Source organism: Mycolicibacterium sp. MU0050, from assembly GCF_963378085.1.
Classification (GTDB): Bacteria; Actinomycetota; Actinomycetes; order Mycobacteriales; family Mycobacteriaceae; genus Mycobacterium; species Mycobacterium wendilense.
Window position 1 is genome coordinate 3,858,700 of the sequence record NZ_OY726395.1, and the last position, 25,214, is coordinate 3,883,913.

General features: G+C 67.2%; 20 protein-coding genes. 8 read left to right on the forward strand and 12 right to left on the reverse strand.

Going from position 1 to position 25,214, the window contains the following annotated elements; translation table 11 throughout:
• Positions 1-31 precede the first annotated feature (31 nt).
• From R2K23_RS18390 to R2K23_RS18405, 4 genes are all read right to left on the reverse strand, one after another.
• A complete protein-coding gene (locus tag R2K23_RS18390) occupies positions 32-3,985 on the reverse strand; it encodes a DNA-directed RNA polymerase subunit beta' (RefSeq protein ID WP_316511564.1) in 3,954 nt (1,317 codons plus the stop codon).
• A gap of 58 nt (positions 3,986-4,043) precedes the next feature.
• Positions 4,044-7,550 carry a DNA-directed RNA polymerase subunit beta gene (gene rpoB / locus R2K23_RS18395; RefSeq protein ID WP_316511565.1) on the reverse strand — a complete coding sequence of 1,169 codons (3,507 nt, stop codon included), beginning with the start codon at positions 7,548-7,550 and terminating at the stop codon, positions 4,044-4,046.
• A 443-nt stretch (positions 7,551-7,993) separates the two neighbouring features.
• The gene (locus tag R2K23_RS18400) at positions 7,994-9,043 is read right to left on the reverse strand and encodes an ABC transporter ATP-binding protein (protein WP_316511566.1); all 1,050 of its coding nucleotides are present in this window, start codon (positions 9,041-9,043) and stop codon (positions 7,994-7,996) included.
• A 117-nt stretch (positions 9,044-9,160) separates the two neighbouring features.
• Positions 9,161-10,657: a carotenoid oxygenase family protein gene (locus R2K23_RS18405; RefSeq protein WP_316511568.1), complete on the reverse strand. Its 1,497-nt coding sequence runs from the start codon at positions 10,655-10,657 to the stop codon at positions 9,161-9,163.
• Positions 10,658-10,749: 92 nt separating this feature from the next.
• On the opposite strand from R2K23_RS18405, the gene R2K23_RS18410 reads away from it, so the two are divergent.
• Together R2K23_RS18410 and R2K23_RS18415 are read left to right on the forward strand one after the other, a co-directional pair.
• Positions 10,750-11,448, forward strand: coding sequence for a TetR/AcrR family transcriptional regulator (locus tag R2K23_RS18410; RefSeq protein ID WP_396892323.1), 699 nt, complete (start codon positions 10,750-10,752; stop codon positions 11,446-11,448).
• A gap of 361 nt (positions 11,449-11,809) precedes the next feature.
• Complete coding sequence (locus R2K23_RS18415; protein ID WP_465270714.1) at positions 11,810-13,084, forward strand: IS30 family transposase; 1,275 nt, start codon at positions 11,810-11,812, stop codon at positions 13,082-13,084.
• Between the two features lie 71 nt (positions 13,085-13,155).
• On the opposite strand, the gene rplL is transcribed toward R2K23_RS18415, so the two are convergent.
• The 4 genes from rplL to R2K23_RS18435 all read right to left on the reverse strand — a co-directional run bounded on the left by rplL (position 13,156) and on the right by R2K23_RS18435 (position 16,638).
• Positions 13,156-13,548, reverse strand: a complete 393-nt coding sequence (rplL, locus tag R2K23_RS18420; protein WP_126335218.1) for a 50S ribosomal protein L7/L12 — start codon at positions 13,546-13,548, stop codon at positions 13,156-13,158.
• A gap of 50 nt (positions 13,549-13,598) precedes the next feature.
• A complete protein-coding gene (rplJ, locus tag R2K23_RS18425) occupies positions 13,599-14,201 on the reverse strand; it encodes a 50S ribosomal protein L10 (protein WP_316511569.1) in 603 nt (200 codons plus the stop codon).
• A 258-nt stretch (positions 14,202-14,459) separates the two neighbouring features.
• Positions 14,460-15,368 (reverse strand): ROK family protein, encoded by a 909-nt coding sequence (locus R2K23_RS18430; RefSeq protein ID WP_316511570.1) that lies wholly within the window; start codon positions 15,366-15,368, stop codon positions 14,460-14,462.
• Between the two features lie 307 nt (positions 15,369-15,675).
• A complete protein-coding gene (locus R2K23_RS18435; protein WP_316511571.1) occupies positions 15,676-16,638 on the reverse strand; it encodes a helix-turn-helix transcriptional regulator in 963 nt (320 codons plus the stop codon).
• Between the two features lie 61 nt (positions 16,639-16,699).
• On the opposite strand from R2K23_RS18435, the gene R2K23_RS18440 reads away from it, so the two are divergent.
• From R2K23_RS18440 to R2K23_RS18465, 6 genes are all read left to right on the forward strand, one after another.
• Positions 16,700-17,230, forward strand: a complete 531-nt coding sequence (locus R2K23_RS18440) for a DinB family protein (protein ID WP_316511573.1) — start codon at positions 16,700-16,702, stop codon at positions 17,228-17,230.
• A 1-nt stretch (position 17,231) separates the two neighbouring features.
• Positions 17,232-17,825, forward strand: a complete 594-nt coding sequence (locus tag R2K23_RS18445; protein WP_316511574.1) for a DinB family protein — start codon at positions 17,232-17,234, stop codon at positions 17,823-17,825.
• Positions 17,826-17,885: 60 nt separating this feature from the next.
• On the forward strand, positions 17,886-19,256 hold the full coding sequence (locus R2K23_RS18450) for an ABC1 kinase family protein (RefSeq protein WP_316511575.1): 1,371 nt from the start codon (positions 17,886-17,888) through the stop codon (positions 19,254-19,256).
• Between the two features lie 65 nt (positions 19,257-19,321).
• Complete coding sequence (locus R2K23_RS18455) at positions 19,322-20,173, forward strand: alpha/beta fold hydrolase (protein ID WP_316517387.1); 852 nt, start codon at positions 19,322-19,324, stop codon at positions 20,171-20,173.
• A 169-nt stretch (positions 20,174-20,342) separates the two neighbouring features.
• The gene (locus R2K23_RS18460) at positions 20,343-21,209 is read left to right on the forward strand and encodes a cyclopropane mycolic acid synthase family methyltransferase (RefSeq protein WP_316511576.1); all 867 of its coding nucleotides are present in this window, start codon (positions 20,343-20,345) and stop codon (positions 21,207-21,209) included.
• 87 nt (positions 21,210-21,296) lie between these two features.
• Positions 21,297-22,157: a cyclopropane mycolic acid synthase family methyltransferase gene (locus tag R2K23_RS18465; protein WP_316511577.1), complete on the forward strand. Its 861-nt coding sequence runs from the start codon at positions 21,297-21,299 to the stop codon at positions 22,155-22,157.
• 282 nt (positions 22,158-22,439) lie between these two features.
• On the opposite strand, the gene R2K23_RS18470 is transcribed toward R2K23_RS18465, so the two are convergent.
• The 4 genes from R2K23_RS18470 to nusG all read right to left on the reverse strand — a co-directional run bounded on the left by R2K23_RS18470 (position 22,440) and on the right by nusG (position 25,206).
• Positions 22,440-23,084, reverse strand: a complete 645-nt coding sequence (locus R2K23_RS18470) for a M15 family metallopeptidase (protein WP_396893633.1) — start codon at positions 23,082-23,084, stop codon at positions 22,440-22,442.
• Positions 23,085-23,121: 37 nt separating this feature from the next.
• Positions 23,122-23,829 (reverse strand): 50S ribosomal protein L1, encoded by a 708-nt coding sequence (gene rplA / locus R2K23_RS18475; RefSeq protein ID WP_316511579.1) that lies wholly within the window; start codon positions 23,827-23,829, stop codon positions 23,122-23,124.
• A gap of 98 nt (positions 23,830-23,927) precedes the next feature.
• Positions 23,928-24,356, reverse strand: coding sequence for a 50S ribosomal protein L11 (gene rplK / locus R2K23_RS18480; protein ID WP_316511581.1), 429 nt, complete (start codon positions 24,354-24,356; stop codon positions 23,928-23,930).
• Between the two features lie 79 nt (positions 24,357-24,435).
• Positions 24,436-25,206, reverse strand: coding sequence for a transcription termination/antitermination protein NusG (gene nusG, locus R2K23_RS18485; RefSeq protein ID WP_316511584.1), 771 nt, complete (start codon positions 25,204-25,206; stop codon positions 24,436-24,438).
• Positions 25,207-25,214 lie beyond the last annotated feature (8 nt).

A 25,214-nucleotide genomic window follows, 5' to 3' on the forward strand; every position in this document is an offset into this window, starting at 1 on the left:
CCGAGGGCGGGGGCTTCTCGTTGTCCAGCTACTACCGGTAGTCGCTGTAGCCGTAGTCGTCCAGCGGCACCGCGGCACCGGTGGCCTGACCGAAGTCCGGGCTGTAGTACTGATCCTCGTAGGACGGGATCGTGTACGCGGCCGCACGTGCCTCTTCGGTGGGCTGCACCTGGATGTTGCGGTAGCGGTTGATACCGGTACCGGCCGGGATCAGCTTGCCGATGATCACGTTCTCCTTCAGGCCCTGGAGCTTGTCGCTGCGGCAGTTGATCGCCGCATCGGTGAGCACCCGGGTGGTCTCCTGGAAGGAGGCCGCCGACAGCCACGAATCGGTGGCCAGCGAGGCCTTGGTGATGCCCATCAGCACCGGGCGGCCGGCCGCGGGCTCGCCGCCCTCGGTCACCACCCGACGGTTCTCGGACTCGAACTCGCTGCGCTCGGTCAGCGATCCGGGCAGGAACTCCGTGGCGCCCGAGTCGATGATGGTCACGCGGCGCAGCATCTGGCGAACGATCACCTCGATGTGCTTGTCGTGGATCGACACGCCCTGCGCCCGGTACACGTCCTGGACCTCGCTGACGAGGTGCACCTGCACCTCGCGCGGCCCCATGACGCGCAGCACCTCGTGCGGGTCGGCCGACCCCTCCATGAGCTGCTGCCCGACCTCGACGTGGTCACCGTCGGCCAGCAGCCGCTCGGAACCGTCCTCGTGCTTGAACACCCGCAGGCGCTGACGACGGGAGAGCTTGTCGTAGACCACTTCCTCGCCGCCGTCATCCGGGGTGATGGTGATCTTGTAGAACTTGTCGCTCTCCTCCAGGCGGATGCGCCCGGAAACGTCGGCGATCGGGGCCCGGTTCCGCGGAACACGCGCCTCGAACAGCTCCTGCACGCGCGGCAGACCACCGACGATGTCGGTGCCGCCGGTGACGCCACCCTGGTGGAAGGTACGCATGGTCAGCTGCGTGCCGGGCTCACCGATGGACTGGGCGGCGACGATGCCGACGGCCTCGCCGATGTCGACCAGCTTGCCGGTGGCCATCGAACGGCCGTAGCAGTGCGCGCACACCCCGGTGCCGGTGGTGCAGGTCAGGACCGACCGCACCTTGACCGTGGTGATGCCCGCCGCCAACAGCGCGTCGATCGCCGGGTCGCCCAGGTCGTGACCGCGCTCGACGATCACGTTGCCCTTCTCGTCGACCGCGTCGGAGGCCAGGGTGCGCGCGTAGGCGCTGGTCTCCACGTGCGGATCGCGAACCAGCGAACCGTCGGCCTGCTTCTCGGCGATGGTCACGGTGATGCCCCGCTCGGTGCCGCAATCGGCCTCGCGGACGATGACGTCCTGGCTGACGTCCACCAGACGACGGGTCAGGTAACCCGAGTCGGCGGTACGCAGCGCGGTGTCGGCCAGACCCTTACGGGCACCGTGGGTGTTGATGAAGTACTCCAACACCGTCAGGCCCTCGCGGAACGAGGACTTGATGGGCCGCGGGATGAACTCACCCTTGGGGTTGGTCACCAGGCCCTTCATGCCGGCCAGGGTGCGGGTCTGGGTGAAGTTACCCGTCGCGCCGGACTTCACGATCGTGATGATCGGGTTGTCCTCGGGGTAGAACTCCTCCAGGGCCTTACCGACCTCGTCGGTGGCCTCCTGCCAGATCTTGACCAGGGCCTCGTTGCGCTCACCGTGGTTGAGCGCGCCGCGCTGGTACTTCTTCTCGATCCCGTCGGCTTCCTTCTCGTACCGGTCGAGGATCTCTTCCTTCTGCGGCGGCACCAGCACGTCGGCCATCGAGACCGTGACACCCGACCGGGTGGCCCAGTAGAAGCCGGCGTCCTTGAGCTTGTCGACGGTCTGCGCGACCACGATCATCGGGTAGCGCTCGGCGAGATCGTTGATGATCGACGCCTGGACCTTCTTGTGCATCTGCTTGTTGACGAAGGGATAGCCCTTCGGCAGCAACTCGTTGAACAGCACCCGGCCCAGCGTGGTCTCGGCGGTCCACGCCTTGCCCGGCGTCCAGCCGTCCTCGAACAGTTCGGCCTCGATGTCGGCCGGCGGACGCTGCTGCGTCAGCCGCACCTTGATCTTGGCCCGCACGCTCAGCGCGCCGCGGTCGAAGGCCATGATGGCCTCGGCCGGCGAGCTGTACACGCCGCCCTCGGGCTGATCCTTGGCCGCCGGGGTGTACTCGCCGACATCGCCGGGAATCTCGGTGGTCAGGTAGTACAGCCCGGTCACCATGTCCAGCCGCGGCATGGCCAGCGGGCGACCCGACGCGGGCGACAGGATGTTGTTCGACGACAGCATCAGGATGCGGGCCTCGGCCTGCGCCTCGGCGCTCAGCGGCAGGTGCACGGCCATCTGGTCACCGTCGAAGTCGGCGTTGAACGCCTCACACACCAGCGGGTGCAGCTGGATGGCCTTGCCCTCCACCAGCTGCGGCTCGAAGGCCTGGATACCCAGGCGGTGCAGCGTGGGGGCGCGGTTGAGCAGCACGGGGTGCTCACCGATGACCTCTTCGAGGACATCCCACACCTGCGGCCGCTGCCGCTCCACCATCCGCTTGGCGCTCTTGATGTTCTGCGCATGGTTCAGGTCCACCAGGCGCTTCATCACGAACGGCTTGAACAGCTCGAGCGCCATCAGCTTCGGCAGACCGCACTGATGCAGCTTGAGCTGCGGGCCGACGACGATGACCGAACGGCCCGAGTAGTCGACGCGCTTGCCGAGCAGGTTCTGCCGGAACCGGCCCTGCTTGCCCTTGAGCAGATCGGACAGCGACTTGAGCGGGCGGTTGCCGGGCCCGGTGACGGGCCGGCCGCGACGGCCGTTGTCGAACAGCGCGTCCACCGACTCCTGCAGCATCCGCTTCTCGTTGTTGACGATGATCTCGGGAGCACCGAGGTCGATCAGCCTCTTGAGCCGGTTGTTGCGGTTGATCACGCGGCGGTACAGGTCGTTGAGGTCGCTCGTGGCGAAGCGGCCACCGTCGAGCTGCACCATCGGACGCAGTTCCGGCGGGATCACCGGCACGGCGTCGAGCACCATGCCCATCGGCGAGTTGCCGGACTGCTGGAACGCGGCGACGACCTTGAGCCGCTTGAGCGCACGCAGCTTCTTCTGGCCCTTGCCGTTCTTGATGACGTCGCGCAGCGACTCCGCCTCGGCGTCGATGTCGAAGGTCTCGATGAGCTTCTGGATCGACTCCGCGCCCATGGCGCCGGTGAAGTACTCGCCGTAGCGGTCGACGAGCTCGCGGTAGAGGTTCTCGTCGACGATGAGCTGCTTGGGAGCCAACTTGGTGAAGGTGGTCCAGATCTCGTCGAGCCGGTCCAACTCACGCTGGGCACGATCGCGCAGCTGACGCATCTCGCGCTCGCCGCCGTCGCGCACCTTGCGCTTGACGTCGGACTTGGCGCCCTCGTCCTCGAGCTCCTTCATGTCGGCCTCGAGCTTTTGCGCCCGCGCCTCCAGGTCCGCGTCGCGCTGATCCTCGACGGCCTTCTTCTCGACGACCATCTCGGCCTCGAGCGTGGACAGCTCGTTGTGCCGCATCTCCTCGTCGACCGAGGTGATCACGTAGGCCGCGAAGTAGATGATCTTCTCGAGATCCTTCGGCGCCAGGTCCAGCAGGTAGCCCAACCGGCTCGGCACGCCCTTGAAGTACCAGATGTGCGTGACGGGCGCGGCCAGCTCGATGTGGCCCATCCGCTCGCGGCGCACCTTGGCGCGGGTCACCTCGACGCCGCAGCGCTCGCAGATGATGCCCTTGAAGCGGACGCGCTTGTACTTGCCGCAGTAGCACTCCCAGTCGCGAGTAGGTCCGAAGATCTTCTCGCAGAACAGGCCGTCCTTCTCCGGCTTCAGCGTGCGGTAGTTGATGGTCTCCGGCTTCTTGACCTCGCCGTATGACCAATTACGGATGTCCTCCGCAGTGGCAAGGCCAATCCGGAGTTCATCGAAGAAGTTGACGTCTAGCACGTAAACTCCCTTTCCCCTTGCGGGATAGAAAAACTGTTAGTGGCGAGTTCGCGAAGCGCTATGCGAGGTCCTCGACCGAAGCCGACTCGTTGCGCGACAAGTTGATGCCCAGGTTCGCCGCGGCGCGCTCCAGGTCCTCGTCGTCGCCGTCCCGCATCTCGATCGCGGCACCGTCGCTGGAGAGCACCTCGACGTTGAGGCACAGCGACTGCAGTTCCTTGAGCAACACCTTGAACGACTCGGGGATGCCCGGCTCGGGGATGTTCTCGCCCTTGACGATGGCCTCGTAGACCTTCACGCGCCCGACCGTGTCGTCGGACTTGATGGTCAGCAGCTCCTGCAGCGTGTAGGCGGCGCCGTAGGCCTGCATGGCCCAGCACTCCATCTCACCGAACCGCTGGCCACCGAACTGCGCCTTACCGCCCAGCGGCTGCTGGGTGATCATCGAGTACGGGCCGGTGGAGCGGGCGTGGATCTTGTCGTCCACCAAGTGGTGCAGCTTCAGGATGTACATGTAGCCGACCGTCACCGGGTACGGGAACGGTTCACCACTGCGGCCGTCGAACAGCGTCGCCTTGCCGTCGGCGTTGACCATGACCTCGCCATCCCGGTTGGGCAGCGTGGACGCCAGCAGACCCTGCAGCTCGGCCTCCTGGGCACCGTCGAACACCGGGGTGGCGGTCTTGGTGTCGGCCGGGGCGCTGCGCAGCTCCTCGGGCAGTCCCTCGGCCCACTCCGGCGAGCTCGCGACGTCGACGTTCCAACCGGTCTTGGCGATCCACCCGAGGTGGGTCTCCAGGATCTGGCCGATGTTCATACGACGCGGCACACCGTGGGTGTTCAGGATGATGTCCACCGGGGTGCCGTCCGGCAGGAACGGCATGTCCTCCTGCGCCAGGATCTTGCCGATGACGCCCTTGTTGCCGTGGCGCCCGGCGAGCTTGTCACCGTCGGAGATCTTGCGCTTCTGGGCCACGTACACGCGGACCAGCTCGTTGACGCCGGCCGGCAGCTCGTCGTCGTCCTCGCGGGAGAACACCCGGATGCCGATGACCTTGCCGGACTCGCCGTGCGGCACCTTCAGGGAGGTGTCGCGGACCTCGCGGGCCTTCTCACCGAAGATGGCACGCAGCAGGCGCTCCTCCGGGGTCAGCTCGGTCTCACCCTTCGGGGTGACCTTGCCGACCAGGATGTCGCCGTCGCGGACCTCGGCGCCGATGCGGACGATGCCGCGCTCGTCGAGGTCGGCCAGCACCTCATCGGAGACGTTCGGGATGTCCCGGGTGATCTCCTCGGCGCCCAGCTTGGTGTCGCGGGCATCGATCTCGTGCTCCTCGATGTGGATCGAGGTGAGCACGTCCTCCTCCACGAGCCGCTGGCTCAGGATGATCGCGTCCTCGTAGTTGTGGCCCTCCCACGGCATGATCGCCACGAGCAGGTTCTTGCCCAGGGCCATCTCACCTTCGGAGGTGCAGGGGCCGTCGGCGACGACCTGACCGGCCTCCACGCGCTGCCCGGCATCCACGATCGGGCGCTGGTTGGCGCACGTGCCGTGGTTGGAGCGGGCGAACTTGCGCATCCGGTAGGTCTGCCGGGTGCCGTCGTCGGCCATCACCGTGATGTAGTCGGCGCTGACCTCTTCGATCACACCGGCCTTCTCGGCCACCACGACGTCGCCGGCGTCGATCGCGGCGCGCAGCTCCATGCCGGTACCGACCAGCGGAGCCTCGCTACGCACCAGCGGAACCGCCTGGCGCTGCATGTTGGCACCCATCAGGGCACGGTTGGCGTCGTCGTGCTCGAGGAACGGGATCATCGCCGTCGCGACCGACACCATCTGGCGCGGCGAGACGTCCATGTAGTCCACGTCGGCCGAGGACACGTACTCGACCTCGCCGCCCTTACGGCGAACCAGCACGCGGGCCTCTTCGAAGCGCCCCTCGGCGTCCGTCGGCGAGTTGGCCTGCGCCACGATGTAGCGGTCCTCTTCGTCCGCGGTCAGGTAGTCGACCTGGTCGGTGACGACCCCGTCGACGACCTTGCGGTAGGGCGTCTCGATGAAGCCGAACGGGTTGACCCGGGCGTACACCGACAGCGAGCCGATCAGGCCGATGTTCGGACCCTCCGGGGTCTCGATCGGGCACATCCGGCCGTAGTGCGACGGGTGCACGTCGCGGACCTCGAGGCCGGCGCGCTCACGGGACAGACCGCCGGGCCCGAGCGCCGAGAGCCGACGCTTGTGGGTCAGGCCGGACAGCGGGTTGTTCTGGTCCATGAACTGCGACAGCTGGCTGGTGCCGAAGAACTCCTTGATCGCCGCCACGACGGGACGGATGTTGATCAGGGTCTGCGGCGTGATCGCCTCGACGTCCTGGGTGGTCATCCGCTCGCGCACCACGCGCTCCATGCGGGACAGGCCGACCCGGATCTGATTCTGGATCAGCTCACCGACGGTGCGCAGCCGGCGGTTGCCGAAGTGGTCGATGTCGTCGACCTCCACCGGCACCTCGCTGCCGCCGGGGGCGGTCATGGTGTCCTGGCCCTCGTGCAGGCGCACCAGGTACTCGATGGTGGCGGCGATGTCCTCTTCGGTCAGCGTCGAGCTGGTGATGGGCTGACCGACGTTGAGGCCCAGCTTCTTGTTGACCTTGTAGCGACCCACCCGGGCCAGGTCGTAGCGCTTCTCCTTGAAGAACAGGTTCTCCAGCAGGGTCTGCGCGGATTCCTTGGTGGGCGGCTCGCCCGGGCGCAGCTTGCGGTAGATGTCCAGCAGCGCCTCGTCGGTGCCGCTGGTGGGATCCTTCTCCAGCGTCGACATCATGATCTCGGAGAAGCCGTAGCGCTCCGCGATCTGCTCGTTGGTCCAGCCCAGCGCCTTGAGCAGCACGGTGACCGGCTGGCGGCGCTTGCGGTCGATGCGCACGCCGACGGTGTCGCGCTTGTCGACGTCGAACTCCAGCCACGCACCGCGGCCGGGGATCACCTTGACGCTGTGCAGCGTCTTCTCGGTGGACTTGTCGATGCTCTCGTCGAAGTACACGCCCGGCGAGCGGACCAGCTGGGACACCACGACACGCTCGGTGCCGTTGATGATGAAGGTGCCCTTCTCGGTCATCATCGGGAAGTCACCCATGAAGACCGTCTGGCTCTTGATCTCACCGGTGTTGTTGTTGATGAACTCGGCCGTGACGAACAGCGGGGCCGCGTACGTCATGTCCTTGTCTTTGCACTCGTCGACCGGCGCCTTGACCTCGTCGAAGCGCGGATCGGAGAAGCTCAGCGACATGGAGCCGGAGAAGTCCTCGATGGGCGACAGCTCTTCGAGGACCTCTTCGAGCCCGCCCTTGGGATCGACGTCGCCGCGGTCGACGGCCTTCTGCCGCCACTTGTCGGCCCCGATCAACCAATCGAAGGACTCGGTCTGCACGTCGAGCAGCCCCGGAACCTCGAGCGGTTCACGGAGCTTGGCAAACGAAATACGGTTCGGTGCTCCTGGGACGGAGTTGTTAGTGGTGGCTACTGACTTGCTCTGGCTAGAGACTGCCAAGATGCATCCTTCCAGCACCTCGAGCGGCTCAGGGCGGCCGGACGACCGATCCTCGTTGCCGCGCTATCTGCGTCGGTTCGGCTGGATGACTCTCGGCCTGAACCACGGCATGCAGCGAAGATCAGTGAGCAATGCTCAGCAGGACCTACGATGTCGAGTGCTGATGATGGGCAGGAGGCAGCCAGCGCAACGTCCAACAATAGCGCAGGACGGCACATTCCTCAACTACCGGTCGGTAATCACATCTTCGCTCCGGAAACCGGAGGAGGTAGAACACTGGCTGGCGACCTGACTACCCGATACGAACATGCTGCCCAACAGACTGGCCTGTGCAGGCCCGTCCGTCAAGAGTTAACGCGCCGAACCTGTGGATCGGGGCGAAACTCGGCCGCTTCGACGGCTCCGGCCGGACATAAAAGTGACCGCCCGGCATTCGCCGGGCGGTCACGGTGTCGAGTTGATCAGCTTTCGTTCTGCACCGGGATCGACGCGGTCGGGGTCTCGTCGGCGAACTCGTGCACCTTGTACTTGTGGGTGCCGTCGAGCTCGTCGCGGATGGCCTCCTGGGCGGCGGGCGGCAGGGTGTGCAGAATCTCGCGCACCCGGGCCTGCCGACGCCCGACGGCCTTGCGTTCCGGCATACCGGGGGTGGCCTGGATCTGCGGCGGCACGCCCTCGATCTCCTCGACGCCACCGTCGTGGTGGCCGGCGTCGAACATGGCCTGCTCCTCGGCCATCGTCGACTCGTCCTTCTCCTCCGACATGCCGATGGGCCCGATCCGGCGACCGTTGAGGAACTGCTTGACCACCGGCTCGTCACTGGTCAACAGCACCTCGCGGGGGCCGAACATGACCAGGTGCTTGCGGAACAGCATGCCCATGTTGTCCGGCACCGTGCGGGCGATGTTGATGTTGTGCGTCACGATCAGGATGGTGCAGTCGATCTGCGCGTTGATGTCGATCAGCAGCTGCGACAGGTACGCGGTACGCACGGGGTCCAGACCGGAGTCCGGCTCGTCACAGAGGATGATCTGCGGGTCGAGCACCAGCGACCGGGCCAGGCCGGCACGCTTGCGCATACCGCCGGAGATCTCGCCGGGGAACTTGTTCTCGTCGCCCGCCAGACCCACCAGGTCGAGCTTCTCCATGACGATGTCACGGATCTCGCTCTCCTTCTTCTTGGTGTGCTCGCGCAGCGGGAAGGCGGTGTTGTCGTACAGGTTCATCGACCCGAACAACGCGCCGTCCTGGAACATCACCCCGAACAGGGTGCGGATCTCGTAGAGCTCCTTGGCGGAGCAATCGATGATGTTGGTGCCGTCGACGATGATCTTGCCGCGCTCGGGCCGCAGCAGCCCGATCAGCGACTTCAAGAACACCGACTTACCGGTACCCGACGGGCCGAGCAGCACGCTGACCTCCCCGGCAGGGATGTCCATCGTGACGTCTTCCCAAATTCGCTGGGATCCGAAGGACTTGGTCAGCCCCTCAACCTGGATGCCAATGCCCACGCGAAATCCTTCCGCAAATACTCGACAATGCCACCAGCGGCCCGCCTGTGGCTTGAGTCACTGTAGCGCACGCGAATCCTCGGCACGCCACTTGTCCCACCATATGACTCCCAGGCGTTACTCATCCGCACACCAATTGCCATGGAACCCCATGGGCACCCGTTGGGGTAGGTGCACGGTGGCGACGGTTTCCAGGGTGGCGGCGTCCAACATGAGCAGTTGCCCCTCGTCCCGGCCGAGGTGGTGCCCGTACCCCATCAGGATGCCGTCGTCCTCGGCCGCGGCGCCGGGATTGGGCACAAAGGACATCTCCCCGACCAGCAGTTCCGGGTCCAGGGCGGCCTGCAGACTCGACCCGGTGTCGAAGTCCTGCTTGTAGACCGCCGAGCGGTTGGCGTCGGCGCCGTTGAAGGCGTTCTCGACGCCGACCGTGTAGCCGTACCGGTGCTTGGCGCCGGTGAGCGTCTCGTTGATCCGCGGGAACTCCTGCTGGCGATCGTCGCGCCGTTCGCTGCGCACCGCGCCGGAGGTCAGATCGATCTCCCACCGGTCCAGGGTGGGCTGCCCCTCCCCCGGGCCACGCCGGTCCCGGTCGAACATCCGGCCGTGCCGCACCACGTCGAGCACCAGCACCTCGCGCCCGTCGCGGTCCTCGCTGTAGGCGTTCAGCGGATGGAACACGTAGCACGGGTCCACGTCGAACCACCGGATGGCGTCGGCGTCCGCCTCGCGCGGCAGGACGCCGACGCGCGCGGGGTAGGTGTCGTCCCAGGCGAACGGGAGTGACGTGATGGGGCGGGGATCGCTGTTGATCCGCGCGGCGATCGGGCCGGGCACCCGCACGCGCCCGGCCAACGACTGCAGCGCCAGTCGGGCCGGCGCCCGCAGCCAGCGCGGGACGGTCACCGGGATGACCTCCGCCGGGTCGAAGGTGACGGGCAGGTCGTAGATCACGACGTACTTCTCGGTGAGCGAGAAGTCGTGCATCATCGGCGATCCGTGCACCGCGATGTCGACCGTGCGCCGCGCGCGTCCGTCGGCACCGATCACCGAGTACTGCACCGTCCGACCTCGGGCAAACGAGTACGAAACTGCATGCAGCTCACCGGTTTTCGGATCCCGATGCGGATGAGCCGTATAACCGCCGTAGAGCGTGCCGTCGAAGTCACAGGTGTCGAGGGTGTCGAGTTCCTCGGTCAGGCGGTAGTTGGCGCCACCACCCTCCACCAGGGCCAGGGTCTGACCCGCGTGGGTCAGCACGTTGGTGTTGGGCCCCACCCCCAACATGCCGGTGCGCGGGTCCAGGTCCGGCAGGCGGGGCTCCCCGAGTGTGCGGGACACCACCGGGGTGCGGACCCACCGGTTGCGGTACCAGCGCGCGGCACCGTCGCGCAGGGCCAGGCCGTGCACCATCGCGTCCCCGGCGAACCAGTGATAGGTCGCCGGGTCGACCTCGGCGGCCGGATTCGGCCCGTTGCGCAGGTAGCGCCCGTTGAGGTGCTCGGGGATGCGGCCGGTCACCTTCAGGTCGAAGGCCGTGACCTCCTCGGCGACCGGGGCCAGGAACCCCTCCAGATACGGGTTGGTGTCGCGGGCGGGTTTTACGGCGGTCATCCCATTACCTCCAGCTCGGGCCCCATGCCTACTTGGCCAGGCATAACGTTGTTATGACGGTGTTATGCAGACCGTACGCTCTGCGTGCGAAGATGGCAATGATGACTTCGATGGACACCGCGGCCGACACTTCCGCGCAGCGCGACGTGCGCACCGAGCTGCTGCACGCGGCCGTCGGCCTGCTCGACGACCACGGGCCCGATGCCCTGCAAACCCGCAAGGTCGCCGGCGCCGCGGGCACCTCGACGATGGCGGTGTACACCCACTTCGGCGGAATGCGTGCGCTGATCGCCGCGGTCGCGCAGGAGGGGCTGCGCCAGTTCGACGCGGCGCTGGCCGTTGCGCCCACCGAGGACCCGGTGGCCGACCTGCTGCGCTGCGGGGCGGCCTATCGCCGGTTCGCCATCGACCGGCCGCACCTGTACCGACTGACGTTCGGCAGCACCAGCGCGCACGGCATCCACGCGCCCGCGCGCAATGTGCTGGGCCTGCGGGTCGCCGAGATCAACGAGCAGCACCCGAGCCTGGCGCATGTCGTCCGCCACGTGCACCGCGCCATGACCGCCGGGCGGATCACCGCCGGCTCTCCCGACGACGACGCGATCGTGCTCACCATCGCCTCGCAGTTCTGGACGATGATCCACGGCTTCGTGATGCTGGAACTGGCCGGCTACTACGGCGACGCGGCCTTCGGGCCCGTCCTGGGCGCGCTGGCCTCCAATACCTTGCTCTCGCTCGGCGACGACGCCGAGGCGCTGGCGGCGTCGCAGGCCGCGGCCGCCGACTATTGACCCTGCGCCGAAACGAGAAATCCCCCGAAGATCGCGGGTTGGGTTCACACGGTCGTCGCAACGCTCTCTTATCTGAGAGGTTGCGGCGACCGTGTCGTTTTCGGAGGACTGTGTTCAATTTGGTGATCAGCTAGCAAAGCTCGTCGATGCGGGCGTGCCGGTGCGGGAAGCGGCGGAGTCGTTGGGGGTGTCACGGCAGCGGGCGTATGCCATCTTGAGTGCCACCGGCCGGCCGATGGGCTCGCCGCGTCCGGATGTCACCGGTGTGGATCCTGCGCGGGTGGCAGCGGTATTTGCAGCAACTGGCTCGGTGAATGCGGCGGCCAAAGCTGTCGGAGTGGCGCACTCCACGGCCCGCCGGATGCTTGTGGAGGCGGGCTTGGTCGACCCAGCGCGGCGCACGCGCGGCAAGACCTGCGAGAAAGCACGGTTCTTTGAACTGCTCGAGGAGGGCTGGTCGTCGGCGCGGGCCGCCCGAGAGGCCGGGGTCAATGTGCGCACCGCCCGGGATTGGCGTGCCGGTATCCGCAAGGTTGGCAACACGCGGGTGTATTCCGATGGCACGGTCGTCGATTACGCCAGCGGGACGCGGTACATACAACCGGTGAAATCCACTGCTGCCGAACAGCGTCCTGCATCTGGACAGGCATCCGCCAGTAGGTATTTGCAGCTCGCCGATCGGCTGGTCATCGCCGACGGCCTGACCGCCGGCCTGAGCTACACCGTGATCGCCGACAAGCTCGGTCGGAATAAGTCGACGGTGTCCCGCGAGGTCGCTGCGCACCGTGTCGAGGGCCTCTACCTGCCATATCAAGCCGATGCGGCGGCTGCGGCGGCACGGTCCCGGCCCAAGCAGTCCAAACTGGTCACCAATCAGAGGCTGCGTAAAGAGGTCGAAGAGGGGCTGGCCAAGCGGTGGTCCCCGGAAGAGATTTCGCATCGTCTGGTCAAGGATTTTCCGGACGACGAGAGCATGCGGGTGAGCCACGAAACGATTTATCAATCCCTCTACTTCCAGGCGCGCGGTGGACTGAAAAAGGAAGTGGCCCAGTCACTGCGAAGTGGCCGCACGTGCCGTAAACCGAACCGTAAGCCCGGTGAGCGTTACCAGCGGTTCGTTGATCCGATGCTCATGATCGCCGACCGGCCCGATATCGAGGATCGCGCGGTGCCCGGGCACTGGGAAGGCGACCTCATCATGGGTGAACTCAACAAGACCGCGATCGGCACTCTGGTGGAACGCACCACCCGCTACACCATGCTGGTGCACCTGCCCGGGGGCCATGATGCCGAAACGGTTCGTGACGGGCTGATCGCCACCATGACGACCCTGCCAGAGCATCTGCGGGGATCGTTGACCTGGGACCAGGGCGCCGAGATGGCCGGGCACAAGGGGTTCTCGATGGCCACCGACATGGCCGTGTACTTCTGTGATCCGGCCAGTCCCTGGCAGCGCGGCACCAACGAAAACACCAACGGCCTGCTTCGTCAGTACTTTCCCAAAGGTACCGACCTCAGCATCTATGGGCCTGAGGACCTCGAACACGTCGCCCAGCAACTCAACGGCCGCCCACGCAAAACGCTCGGCTGGGATACCCCAGCCGAGCGCTTGCGTGATCTACTACAGGCTCAATAACCAGCAGTGTTGCGACGACCCCTAGAAACCGCCCGGTGATCTTCGGGGGATTTCTCTTGACGCAGCAGGTGCTACTTGACGGTGACCGTCGCGCCGGCAGCCTCGAGCTTGGTCTTGGCTTCCTCGGCGGCCTCCTTGGCGACCTTCTCGAGCAGCGGCTTGGGCGCGCTGTCGACCAGATCCTTGGCCTCCTTCAGGCCCAGGCCCGAAACGATCTCGCGGACAACCTTGATGACGCCGATCTTCTTGTCGCCGGCGCCCTCGAGGATGACGTCGAATTCCGACTGCTCCTCGGCGGCCTCGGCGGCAGCGCCACCACCGGCGGCGGGGGCCGCGGCAACGGCGACCGGGGCGGCCGCGGTGACCTCGAAGGTCTCCTCGAACTTCTTCACGAACTCGGAGAGCTCGAGCAGGGTCAGTTCCTTGAATGCGTCGAGCAGTTCGTCAGTGCTGAGCTTTGCCATGGTGGCAGTCCTTCCTGGATGTGTTTCCTACGGATGTGGGTTGGTCGGGTCTATTCGGTTGTCTCGGCGGCAGCCTCGGCGGCGGGGGCGTCCGCAGCCGCCTCGGCCGGAGCCTCCGCAGCAGCTTCGGCCGGAGCCTCGGCAGCGCGCTTGTCCTGGAGGGCGGCGGCCAGGCGGGCGACCTGCGAGGCCGGGGCGTTGAACAGCCCGGCGGCCTTGGTGAGGTTGGCCTTCATGGCACCGGCCAGCTTGGCCAGCAGCACCTCGCGCGACTCGAGATCGGCGATGCGCTCGACCTCGGCGACGGACAGCGCCTTGCCGTCCATGTAGCCGCCCTTGATGACCAGGGCCTTGTTGTCCTTGGCGAACTTCTTCAGCGCCTTGGCCGCGTCGACCGGCTCGCCGTTGATGAACGCGATTGCCGTCGGACCGACGAACAGCTCGTCGAGCCCCTCGATGCCCGCCTCCGAGGCCGCACGCTTGACCAGCGTGTTCTTGGCCACCGAGTAGGTGGCCGACTCGCCGAGCGACCGGCGCAGCTCGACCAGGTTCGCCACGGTCAGCCCGCGGTACTCGGTGATGACGGTGGCAGTCGAGGCTTTGAACTGCTCGGTGATCTCTGCAACGGCGGTAGCCTTTTCAGCCTTGGCCATGCATGCCTCCTGATGATGTGTTGTCCAGCGTGCTTTGCGTGCGCCACCGCAGAGCGTCGTGGCGAGCAGGCCCGGAAACAACGGACGCCCCAGCGCAGGATGCGGCCGGGGCGTCGAACTACCTCGTCCTCCTGCGTGGGCCGCCGGGATGTTCCCGGACCTTCAACCGATTGCTCGGTGACCGACGGTCTTCGGTGGATCGCCGACCACGATAGCGCGTGCAGGGCCGATCAGCCAAAACGAGGTGCCCACGGGCGCTCAGGCCTCGCGCAGCAACGCCGCCGCGCCCACCAGACCCGCCGCCGCGCCGAGTCGGGCGGGCCGCACCGTCAACCCGGCCAGGAAACCGAGCCCGGTGAACCGGCCCAGCGCGGCGCGCAGCGGCTCGAACAGGATGGCACCGGAACGGGCCACCCCGCCGCCGATCACCACCCGATCCAGATCGCACACCGCCGCCACCGAGGCGATCGTCGCCGCCACCGCCGTGGCCGCGCGCTCGAAGGCCTGCACCGCGACAGCGTCGCCGGCCGCGGCGGCCACGGCCAAGACCTGGGCGTCGGCGTCCGGCGATGCCGCCCAACCGTTTTCGCGCGCCCAGGCGACCATCTTCGGTCCCGCCGCGATGGTCTCGACGCAACCGTGACCGCCGCAGCTGCACGGCGGGCCGGCGACGTCGACCACCACGTGGCCGACGTGTCCGGCGTTGCCGGTCCGACCGGCATACGGCGCGCCGTCGAGGACCAGGCCGCCACCGACCCCGGTGGAGACCACCAGACCCAACAGGAACCGCGCGCCCTGTCCGGCGCCGCGCCAGTGTTCACCGAGGGCCATACACAGTCCGTCGCCCGCCAACCGCACCGGCAGGCCGCCGAGCGTCGCGGCCACCCGCTCCCGGACCGGAAAATCCCGCCAGGCGGGCACGTTGATGGGGCTCACGGTGCCCGCCGGCAGGTCGATCGGCCCGGCCGAGGCGACGCCCACACCACGCACCGGCGCCCCGGTGGTGCTCCGCACGATCAACTCCTCGACCACTCGCCACACCGCCTCGGCGCCCGCACCGCGCGGGGTCGGCAACTCTTCGGTGCGCACCAGGTCCCCGCCGCGGTCGACCAGACCCGCGGAGATCTTGGTGCCGCCGATGTCGAGGGCCAGCGTGAGGTCACTCATGTGCGCCCAATCCTGCCCGGCCGCGCCGCCGCAGCCGACCACGACACGGTTCGAACACTGTTCGGCAACCGTTCACACACCCCTCGACCTGCCCGGGATGCCGACCGGCCATCGGCGTGCAACAGTGGAAACACTGTGAGCGAGCACCTTCATCTCCCTGGCGCGTCCACCCGAAGGACACCATGGCGGGACCCGCTGTCGATCGGCTGGCAAGCCCACCGCCGGCTGTTGCTGCTGCGCCTGCACTGGCACGATTCCGCGGCCCGCCGCCGCAACACGGCACGGACCACCTCGTTGCGGATTCGAATCAGCGGTCACCAGCACTAGCGGCGCCGGCCAGCCGCTGGCCCATCTGCTGGGCGGCGGCGATCACCTCCGGCGGCTCGAGGATCTCGAAGTCGCGGCCGATCGACGCCAGCCAGAGGACCATCCGTTCCGGTTCGTCGCCGCCGGTCGTCACCAGGCAGGATTCCGGCCCCTCGGGCTCGATGGTCGCCGAGCTGGGCGAAAAGTGTTGCGCGACAACGTCGTGGGGGCAGCGATACCGAACGCGGGCCACGTAACGGTACGGCGAGCTGCTGATCGCGCGGCCGACGAAGGCGGCGGCGTCCGGCGCCTCGCGCGCCACGAAGGTGGTGCCCAGCGCGCTGAGGTCCGACATCCGATCGAGCCGCAGGCTGCGCCAGTCGGCGCGGTCGCGGTCGTAGGCCAGCAGATACCACCGTCGCCCGGTGGTCACCAGCTGATAGGGCTCCACGCGCCGCTGGGTCACCGCGCCGCGCAACGCCGTGTACCGCAGGCTGACGTGTTCCCGGTCCCGGCAGGCCCGCGCCAGCGTCATCAGCACCTTGGGCTCCACCGCCGCCTCGCTACGGGAACTCAGCGTCACGGTCGCCTCGTGGACCGCCGACACCTGGGAGCGCAGCCGCGCCGGCATCACCTGGTCGAGCTTCGACAGGGCACGCAGCGCGGATTCGCCGATCCCGGCCACGCTTCCCCCGGCGGCCAGCCCCAGGCACACCGCCACGGCGACGGCCTCGTCCCCGTCGAGCAGCAACGGCGGCAGCGCGGCGCCGGCGCCGAGTTGATAACCACCGCCCTGGCCGGGGCTCGCGTGCACCGGATATCCGAGCTCCCGCAGGCGGTCGATGTCGCGACGCACGCTGCGTCCGGTCACGCCGAGGCGCTCGGCGAGTTCACGCCCGGTCCACACCCGTCGGGATTGCAGCAGACCGAGCAGCCGCAGCACGCGGCTGGTCGTTTCGGACACTCTGCAAGTGTCGCGCACATTGCGGACACCAACAGTCCTAAATTGTTGGAAGGCTGTGCTCATGACACCGCCCACCTTGGTGAACTCGCTGGTCGACCAACTCGAGTGGCACTGGACGCAGCAACTGCGGCCCCGGCTGGCCGGCCTGACCGACGACGAGTACCGCTGGGCCCCGGTACCGGACTGCTGGACAGTGCATCCCGACGGCTCCATCGACTTCACCTATCCCCCGCCCGACCCGCCCCCGTTCACGACGATCGCCTGGCGACTGGCCCACGTCATCGTCGGGGTCCTGGCCGTGCGCAACCATGCGCACTTCGACGGCCCGCCCGCCGACTACCAGAGCTGGAGCTACGCCCCCGATGCCGAGACCGCGCTGGACCAACTCGACGACGCCTACCGCAACTGGATCACGGGCGTGCGCAGCCTGACCCCGGCCGACCTCGAGCGCGCCGTCGGCCCCGCGGAGGGGCCGTGGCGCGACCGCCCCATGATCGACCTCGTCCTGCACATCCACCGCGAGGTGATCCACCACGGCGCCGAAGTGTCCCTGTTACGAGATCTCTACGCACACAACAAGAAAGAGAGCTGACATGCCCGCCATGCCGCCCCCCGTCGTCGACGAACGCGCCGGCCTCAAGGAGTACCTCCGCGCGCAGCAACAGGCCTTCCACGCCGTCGCTTTCGGCCTGACCGACGAGCAGGCCCGCGCCACGCCGACAGTCAGCGCCCTGTCGATCGGCGGGCTCATCAAACACGTCACGAATTGCCAGCGCAGCTGGCTGCGGCGCGCCGCGGCCGCCCCCGGGATGCGCGACGACGACCGGCGCCCCATGACCGACCAGGCCGCCGACTACGCCGACGAGTTCGTCATGACCGAGACCGAGACGCTTGCGCAGCTCCTGGCCCGGTTCGCCGACGGCAACGCCGAGGCGCTGGCCCTGGTCGACACCGTGGATCTGGGCGCCGCGGTACCGGTCCCCAAGGGGGTGCCGTGGTTCCCGAAGGACCTCGAAGCCTGGTCGGTGCGTTGGGTGCTGTTCCACCTGATCGAGGAGCTGGCCCGGCACGCCGGGCACGCCGACATCATCCGCGAGGCGCTCGACGGCGCCACCCTCTACGAGCTGATCGCCGCACACGAGGGCTGGGAACCCACGCCGTGGCTGACACCGTGGGCGAAGGGGTGATCGCGGCGCCGCCGGCACGCTGATTGGGAGCGCGAACGCGGAGTTTGGCACACTACAACAATGAGTTCGACCAATCATCATCGGGAGGTCGTCAAGCTCGACCGCGTCCCGCTGCCGTTCGAGGCGGCCCGGGTCGGCACCACGGGCTGGCAGCTCACTCGCACCGCCGCGCGCGTGGCCAAGCGGCTGCCCGGGCGTGGGAGCCTGCAGACCAAGGTCATCAAGGAAATCCCCCAGGCCTTCGCCGACCTCGGACCGACCTACGTGAAGTTCGGTCAGATCATCGCCTCCAGTCCCGGCGCTTTCGGGGAACCGCTGTCGCGGGAGTTCCGCACCTTGCTGGACTCCGTCCCGCCGGCGGACCCCGAGCAAGTGCAGAAACTGTTCCGGGAGGAACTCGGCGACGAGCCGCGCAAGCTGTTCAAGCACTTCGAGGAGCGGCCGTTCGCCTCGGCGTCCATCGCCCAGGTGCACTTCGCGACCCTGCACAGCGGTGAGGATGTGGTGGTCAAGATCCAACGCCCGGGCATCCGCCGCCGGGTGGCCGCCGACCTGCAGATCCTCAAGCGCTTCGCCCAGGTCGTCGAGTTCGCCAAGATGGGCCGGCGGCTGTCCGCGCAGGACGTCGTCGCCGACTTCTCCGACAATCTCGCCGAGGAGCTCGACTTCCGCATCGAGGCCCAGTCCATGGAGGCCTGGGTCAGCCACCTGCACTCCTCCCCGCTGGGCAAGAACATCAAGGTGCCCGACGTGCACTGGGACTTCACCACCCAGCGCGTGTTGACGATGGAGCGGGTGCACGGCGTCCGCATCGACGACGTAGCGGCGATTCGCAAGCAGAACTTCGACGGCACCGAACTGGTCAAGGCGCTGCTGTTCTCGACCTTCGAGGGCGGCCTGCGGCACGGCCTGTTCCACGGCGACCTGCACGCGGGCAACCTGCTGGTCGACGACCAGGGCCGGATCGTATTCCTGGACTTCGGCATCATGGGCCGGATCGACCCGCGCACCCGCTGGCTGCTGCGCGAGCTGATCTACGCGCTGTTGGTCAAGAAGGACCACGCCGCGGCGGGCAAGATCGTGGTGCTGCTCGGCGCCGTCGGCACGGTCAAGCCCGAAGCCCAGGCCGCCAAGGACCTGGAGGCCTTCGCCCAACCACTGAGCATGAAGACCCTCGGCGACATGTCCTACGCCGAGATCGGCAAGCAGCTGTCCGCGCTGGCCGACGCCTACGACGTCAAGCTGCCCCGCGAACTGGTGCTGATCGGCAAGCAGTTCCTCTACGTAGAGCGCTACATGAAGTTGTTGGCACCGCGCTGGCAGATGATGAGCGACCCGCAGTTCTCCGGGTACTTCGCCAACTTCATGGTCGAGGTCAGCCGCGACCACCGCGAGGACCTGGACTCCACCGACAAGGAGATCGAGGTCTAGTGCAGCCGGACACCGTGCGGTGCGGGACGGCCCGCTCCGGCGACCTGGACATCTATTACGAGGACATGGGCGACCCGGCCGACCCCGCGGTGCTGCTGATCATGGGCCTGGGCGCGCAACTTCTGTTGTGGCCCAACGACTTCTGCCGCCGACTCGTCGACCGCGGACTGCGGGTGATCCGATTCGACAACCGCGACGTCGGGTTGTCGAGCAAGCTGCACGGGCTGCGGGTCGAGGGTTCGCAGTATCCGAACATGGTCCGCTCGGTGCTGGGCCGCCCCAGCCCGGCGGTCTACACCCTGGAGGACATGGCCGACGACGCCGCCGCGGTGCTCGACCACCTCGACATCGAGCGCGCCCACATCGTCGGCGCGTCGATGGGCGGGATGATCGCTCAGGTGGTCGCGGCCCGCCACGCCGAGCGAACCCGGTCCCTGGGCGTCATCTTCTCCAGCAACAACCAGGCCGCGTTGCCACCACCGGACCCGCGCGCACTGTTCGCGGTCATCAAGGGCCCGCCGGTCGACGCCCCACGCGAGGTCATCCTCGACAACGCGGTGCGGGTCAGCCGGGTGATCGGCAGCCCCGCCTACCGTGCGCCGGAGGCCAAGATCCGCGCCGACGCCGCGGCCGGCTATGACCGCAGTTACTACCCGGTCGGGGTGGCGCGGCAGTTCGGCGCGATCACCGGCAGCGGCAGCCTGCGCCACTACGACCATCGGATCAGTGCCCCCACGGTGGTGATCCACGGTCTCGCCGACCGGCTGATGCGCCCCGCCGGCGGCCGCGCCGTCGCCAACAACATCGCCGGGGCCCGCCTGGTGCTGTTCCCCGGCATGGGCCACGATCTGCCCGAGCCGCTGTGGGGCCCCATCGTCGACCAGCTTGACCTCACGTTTTCCTCCGCCACCCGCTGATCGGACCGGCGCCGTCGACATGACGGGTGTGTGACGTACCCCGTTGCCGCATTGCCCTGCGGGCTGCCCGCCCCAAGCATGTGAGGAGCCAACAGGGGGGCGATTGCAATGGTTCCGGGGGGGATCTTTGCGCTTGCCTGCCTGCCATGACGAGGGAAGGCCCCCGGCTATGCCCAAGGCGCTCGAGCCGCACTTCGATGACGTCCAAGCCCACTACGACCTGTCCGACGAGTTCTTCCAGCTCTTTCTCGACCCGTCGCGGACCTACAGCTGCGCGTATTTCGAACGCGAGGACATGACCCTCGAGGAGGCGCAGCTCGCCAAGATCGACCTGGCGCTGGGGAAGTTGGGCCTCGAACCCGGGATGACGCTGCTCGACGTGGGTTGTGGCTGGGGTTCGACGATGATGCGCGCGGTGCAGCGCCATGACGTCAACGTGGTCGGCCTGACGCTGAGCCGCAATCAGCGCGATTACGTCGCCGAGCGGCTCGCCGCCGACCCGAGTCCGCGTTCCAAGCAGGTCCTGCTGCAGGGGTGGGAGCAGTTCCACGAGCCCGTCGACCGGGTGGTGTCCATCGGGGCGTTCGAGCACTTCGGCCCCGACCGCTATGACGCCTTCTTCCAGCAGATGTACAAGGCGCTGCCGTCGGGCGGCGTGCTGCTGCTGCACACCATCACCGCGACGACCGCCAAGGATGCGGCGGCCAACGGGGTACCGCTGACCTTCGAGTTGGCCCGGTTCGTCAAGTTCATCCTGACCGAGATTTTCCCGGGCGGGCGCCTGCCGTCCACCCAGCTGGTGACCGACCACGCGGTGGCCGGAGGTTTCGATGTTCAGCGGGTGCAGTCGTTGCGGCCGCATTACGCCCGTACTCTGGATCTGTGGGCGCAAGCACTGGAGGCACATCGCGACGAGGCGGTCACACTCCAGTCGGAAGAGGTCTACGACCGTTATATGAGGTACTTGACGGGGTGCGCCAAGTTGTTCCGCAACCGCACGACCGACGTCTGCCAGTTCACCCTCAAGAAAATTTAGTGCCCGAGTTTTCGGGAGCGCCGCCGCGCGGCGGGTCCCGAATGGGCTAGCGTTTTGTCAATCACTAGCGGGTGGGAGTCTGCACCGATGAGCAATCTGAAGCCGAAGTACGAAGAACTCCAGTCCATTTACGATATTTCGAACGAATTCTACGAACTGTTCCTCGGCCCCACCATGGGTTATACCTGCGGTTATTTCGAACGCGAGGATATGACCGGCGACGAAGCGCAATTGGCGAAGTTCGACCTTGCCCTGGGCAAGCTGGGCTTGGAGCCGGGCATGACGCTGCTCGACATCGGGTGCGGGTGGGGTGCCTGCATGCAGCGTGCCGTCGAGAAGTACGACGTCAACGTGATCGGTTTGACGCTGTCCGCCGAGCAGCGCAAGTACGCCATCGACAAGCTGGCGAAGGTGCCGACCGAGCGCAACATCGAGGTGCGGCTGCAGGGCTGGGAAGAGTTCGAGGACAAGGTCGACCGGATCGTCTCGATCGGCGCGTTCGAGCACTTCGGCTTCGAACGCTATGACGATTTCTTCGCGACCACCTTCGACGCGCTCCCCGACGACGGCGTGATGCTGCTGCATTGCATCACCGGTTTCGACATGCGCAGGGCCAAGGAGCTGGGCCTGCCGATGACCTTCGAGCTGGCCCGGTTCGCGAAGTTCATCATGACCGAGATCTTCCCCGGCGGTCGGCTGCCCTCGGTGGAGAAGGTCCAGGAGCACGCCCTGCCCGCCGGGTTCAAGCTCACGCAGTTGCAGGAGATCGGCCCGCACTATGTGCGCACCCTGCAGATCTGGGCGGAGCAGCTCGAGGCGCACCGCGAAGAGGCGATCCGGATCCAGTCCCAAGAGGTCTACGACCGCTACGACAAGTACCTCAATGGCTGCGTGAACCTGTTCCGGGTCGGCCACACCAGCGTGCACCAGTTCACCTTGCAGAAGTGATCGGCGGTAGCTGAGCCCTCAACCGGCAAACACCGGCCGCAAAGTCAGTGCGGGCCAGCAAATTTGGCGAGAATGCGGCGAAGCACGGATGGGCCCCGGAAGCGGGGGCAGCCGCCGTCGGCACACAGCGCGCAGTCCGTGCCGGCGCGATGATGTTCGTGCGCCGATCGCGGGTGCCCACACCGGCACAACGCGTCGGATGCTGCTGCAGAGTCTGACAAGACGTCCCCCTTGAGGCTGTGCAGCAGAGTCTACGACGGCGGTGACGGGCGCCGGCCCAAATCAGATCAGCGGCACGTCGATGATCGGGCGCTGCAACTGCGCGCCCGGCCCGTCGAAGTGCCACCACTCACCGGCGTAGACGGCAAACCCGCCGGCGGCCATCGCCTCCCGCAGCCGCGCGCGGTTGGCCTGCGCGGCCCAGCTCACCCCGTCGGTGGCGAAAGCCGTTGCCCGGGATGAGAACTCATCGAAATCGGTACCCATGTCGAGCAGTCTTACGGTGTCGTCGGACAACGTGACGTCCACCGAGCGACCGGCGGTGTGACTGCGGGCGAAGTTGCCGGGACGTGCCACCCAGCTGGGATCGGGCACCGCCTCGAACATCCGAACCTGCACCGCGTGCGGCCGGTAGCAGTCCCAGAACACCAACCGGTTGCCGTGCGCGCGAAGACTTTCCGCCGCGGCCGCCAGCCCCGGGGCCAACGACTCGTGCACCAGGCAGCGGGCGCCGACGGGATACATTCGCACGCCCAGGAAGTTGTCGGGGGTGGCGTAGCGCAGATCGATGAGGGCATCGGGCACCACGTCGCGCACGTCGACGAGCCCGTCCTGCCCCGCCGACCCGACCGGATCGGCCGTCGCGGTTGTCGGGGTTGCCGTCATCAGCAGTGCTCCCACCACGAGGGCATACCGGATGCGGGCCATCGTGCGACGTGCGCGCATCCGGTACACCTCGAACGTGTTACGCCTCGGCGAAGTTGCGGGTGATGCTCGGGTCGACGGGGATGCCCGGGCCCGTGGTCGTCGAGACGACGATCTTCTTCAGGTAGCGGCCCTTCGACGAGGACGGCTTGGCCCGCAGGATCTCCTCGAGCGCGGCGCCGTAGTTCTCGACCAGCTTGGTCTCGTCGAACGAGGCCTTGCCGATGACGAAGTGCAGGTTGGCCTGCTTGTCGACGCGGAAGTTGATCTTGCCGCCCTTGATGTCGGACACGGCCTTGGCGACATCCGGGGTCACGGTGCCGGTCTTGGGGTTCGGCATCAGGCCGCGGGGACCCAGCACGCGGGCGATCCGGCCCACCTTGGCCATCTGATCGGGCGTCGCGATCGCGGCGTCGAAATCGAGCCAGCCGCCCTGGATCTTCTCGATCAGGTCCTCGCTGCCCACGGCATCGGCGCCGGCGGCCAGTGCGGCCTCGGCCTTCTCGCCGACCGCGAACACCACGACGCGGGCGGTCTTGCCGGTGCCATTGGGCAGGTTGACGGTGCCGCGCACCATCTGATCGGCCTTACGGGGGTCGACGCCGAGCCGGATCGCGACCTCGACGGTGGCGTCCTGCTTCTTCGACGATGTCTCCTTGGCCAGCTTGGCGGCCTCGAGCGGGGTGTAGAGCTTGTCGCGGTCCACCTTCTCGGCGGCTTCGCGGTAGGCCTTGCTGTTCTTGCTCATTGGTATCCAATCAATCTCGTTGGTTGTGGTTGTTCGGGCCGATGCCAGCCCTCCCACGGGGGTACGACTACTCGACTGCAGCCTGGTCGATCCGCAAGCTACTCGACTGTGATGCCCATCGACCGGGCGGTCCCGGCGATGATCTTGGCCGCGGCGTCGATGTCGTTGGCGTTGAGGTCGTCCTTCTTGGTCTCGGCGATCTCGCGGACCTGGTCCCAGCTGACCTTGGCGACCTTGTCGGTGTGCGGCGAACCGGAACCCTTCTGCACGCCGGCGGCCTTGAGCAGCAGCTTGGCGGCGGGCGGGGTCTTCAGGATGAAGGTGAAGCTGCGGTCCTCGTAGACACTGATCTCCACGGGGACGACGTTGCCGCGCTGCGACTCCGTAGCGGCGTTGTACGCCTTGCAGAACTCCATGATGTTGACGCCGTGCTGGCCGAGCGCGGGACCGACCGGCGGGGCGGGGTTGGCCTGCCCGGCCTGGATCTGCAACTTGATCAGCCCGACGACCTTTTTCTTCGGGGCCATGGGTGTGGTGTTTCCTTTCTTGGGTGTGATCTCGGCGCGCTCGCCCGCGCGCACTGCCGGTTCTTACGCGCCGAAATCGCTAAATCTTGGCGACCTGACCGAAGGTCAGTTCGACGGGTGTTTCGCGGCCGAAGATGGACACCAGCACCTTGAGCTTCTGCTGCTCGGCGTTGACCTCGCTGATGGAGGCCGGCAGCGTGGCAAACGGGCCGTCCATGACGGTGACCGACTCGCCGACTTCGTAGTCGACCAGGATCTCGGGCCGCTCCAGGGTGGCCTCGGTGGTCGCGCCGGTGGTCGCGGCCGCCGAAGACTTGGCGGCCTTCTTGGCGGCGCCCTGGGGCAGCAGGAACTTCACCACGTCGTCCAGCGACAGCGCCGTCGGCCGGGAGGTGGCGCCGACGAATCCGGTCACGCCGGGGGTGTTGCGCACCGCGGACCAGGAGTCGTCGGTGAGTTCCATCCGCACCAGGATGTAACCGGGCAACACCTTGCGGTTGACCTGCTTGCGCTGGCCGTTCTTGATCTCGGTGACTTCCTCGGTGGGCACCTCGACCTGGAAGATGTAGTCCCCGACGTCGAGGTTCTGCACGCGGGTCTCGAGGTTGGCCTTGACCTTGTTCTCGTAGCCGGCGTAGGAGTGGATGACGTACCAGTCGCCCGGCTTGAGGCGCAGCTCCTTCTTGAGCGCGACGGCCGGGTCTTCTTCGGGCTCTTCCGCTACGTCGTCCGCCGGAGCCGCATCCGTTGACGTCGAGTCCGTCGGCGCCTCGGAGACGGTCTCGTCGATGATGACGTCTCCGTTGTCGCCCGACTCACTCGCGGGCGTGTCGCCCTCGAAGCTAGTCACGGTTGTCA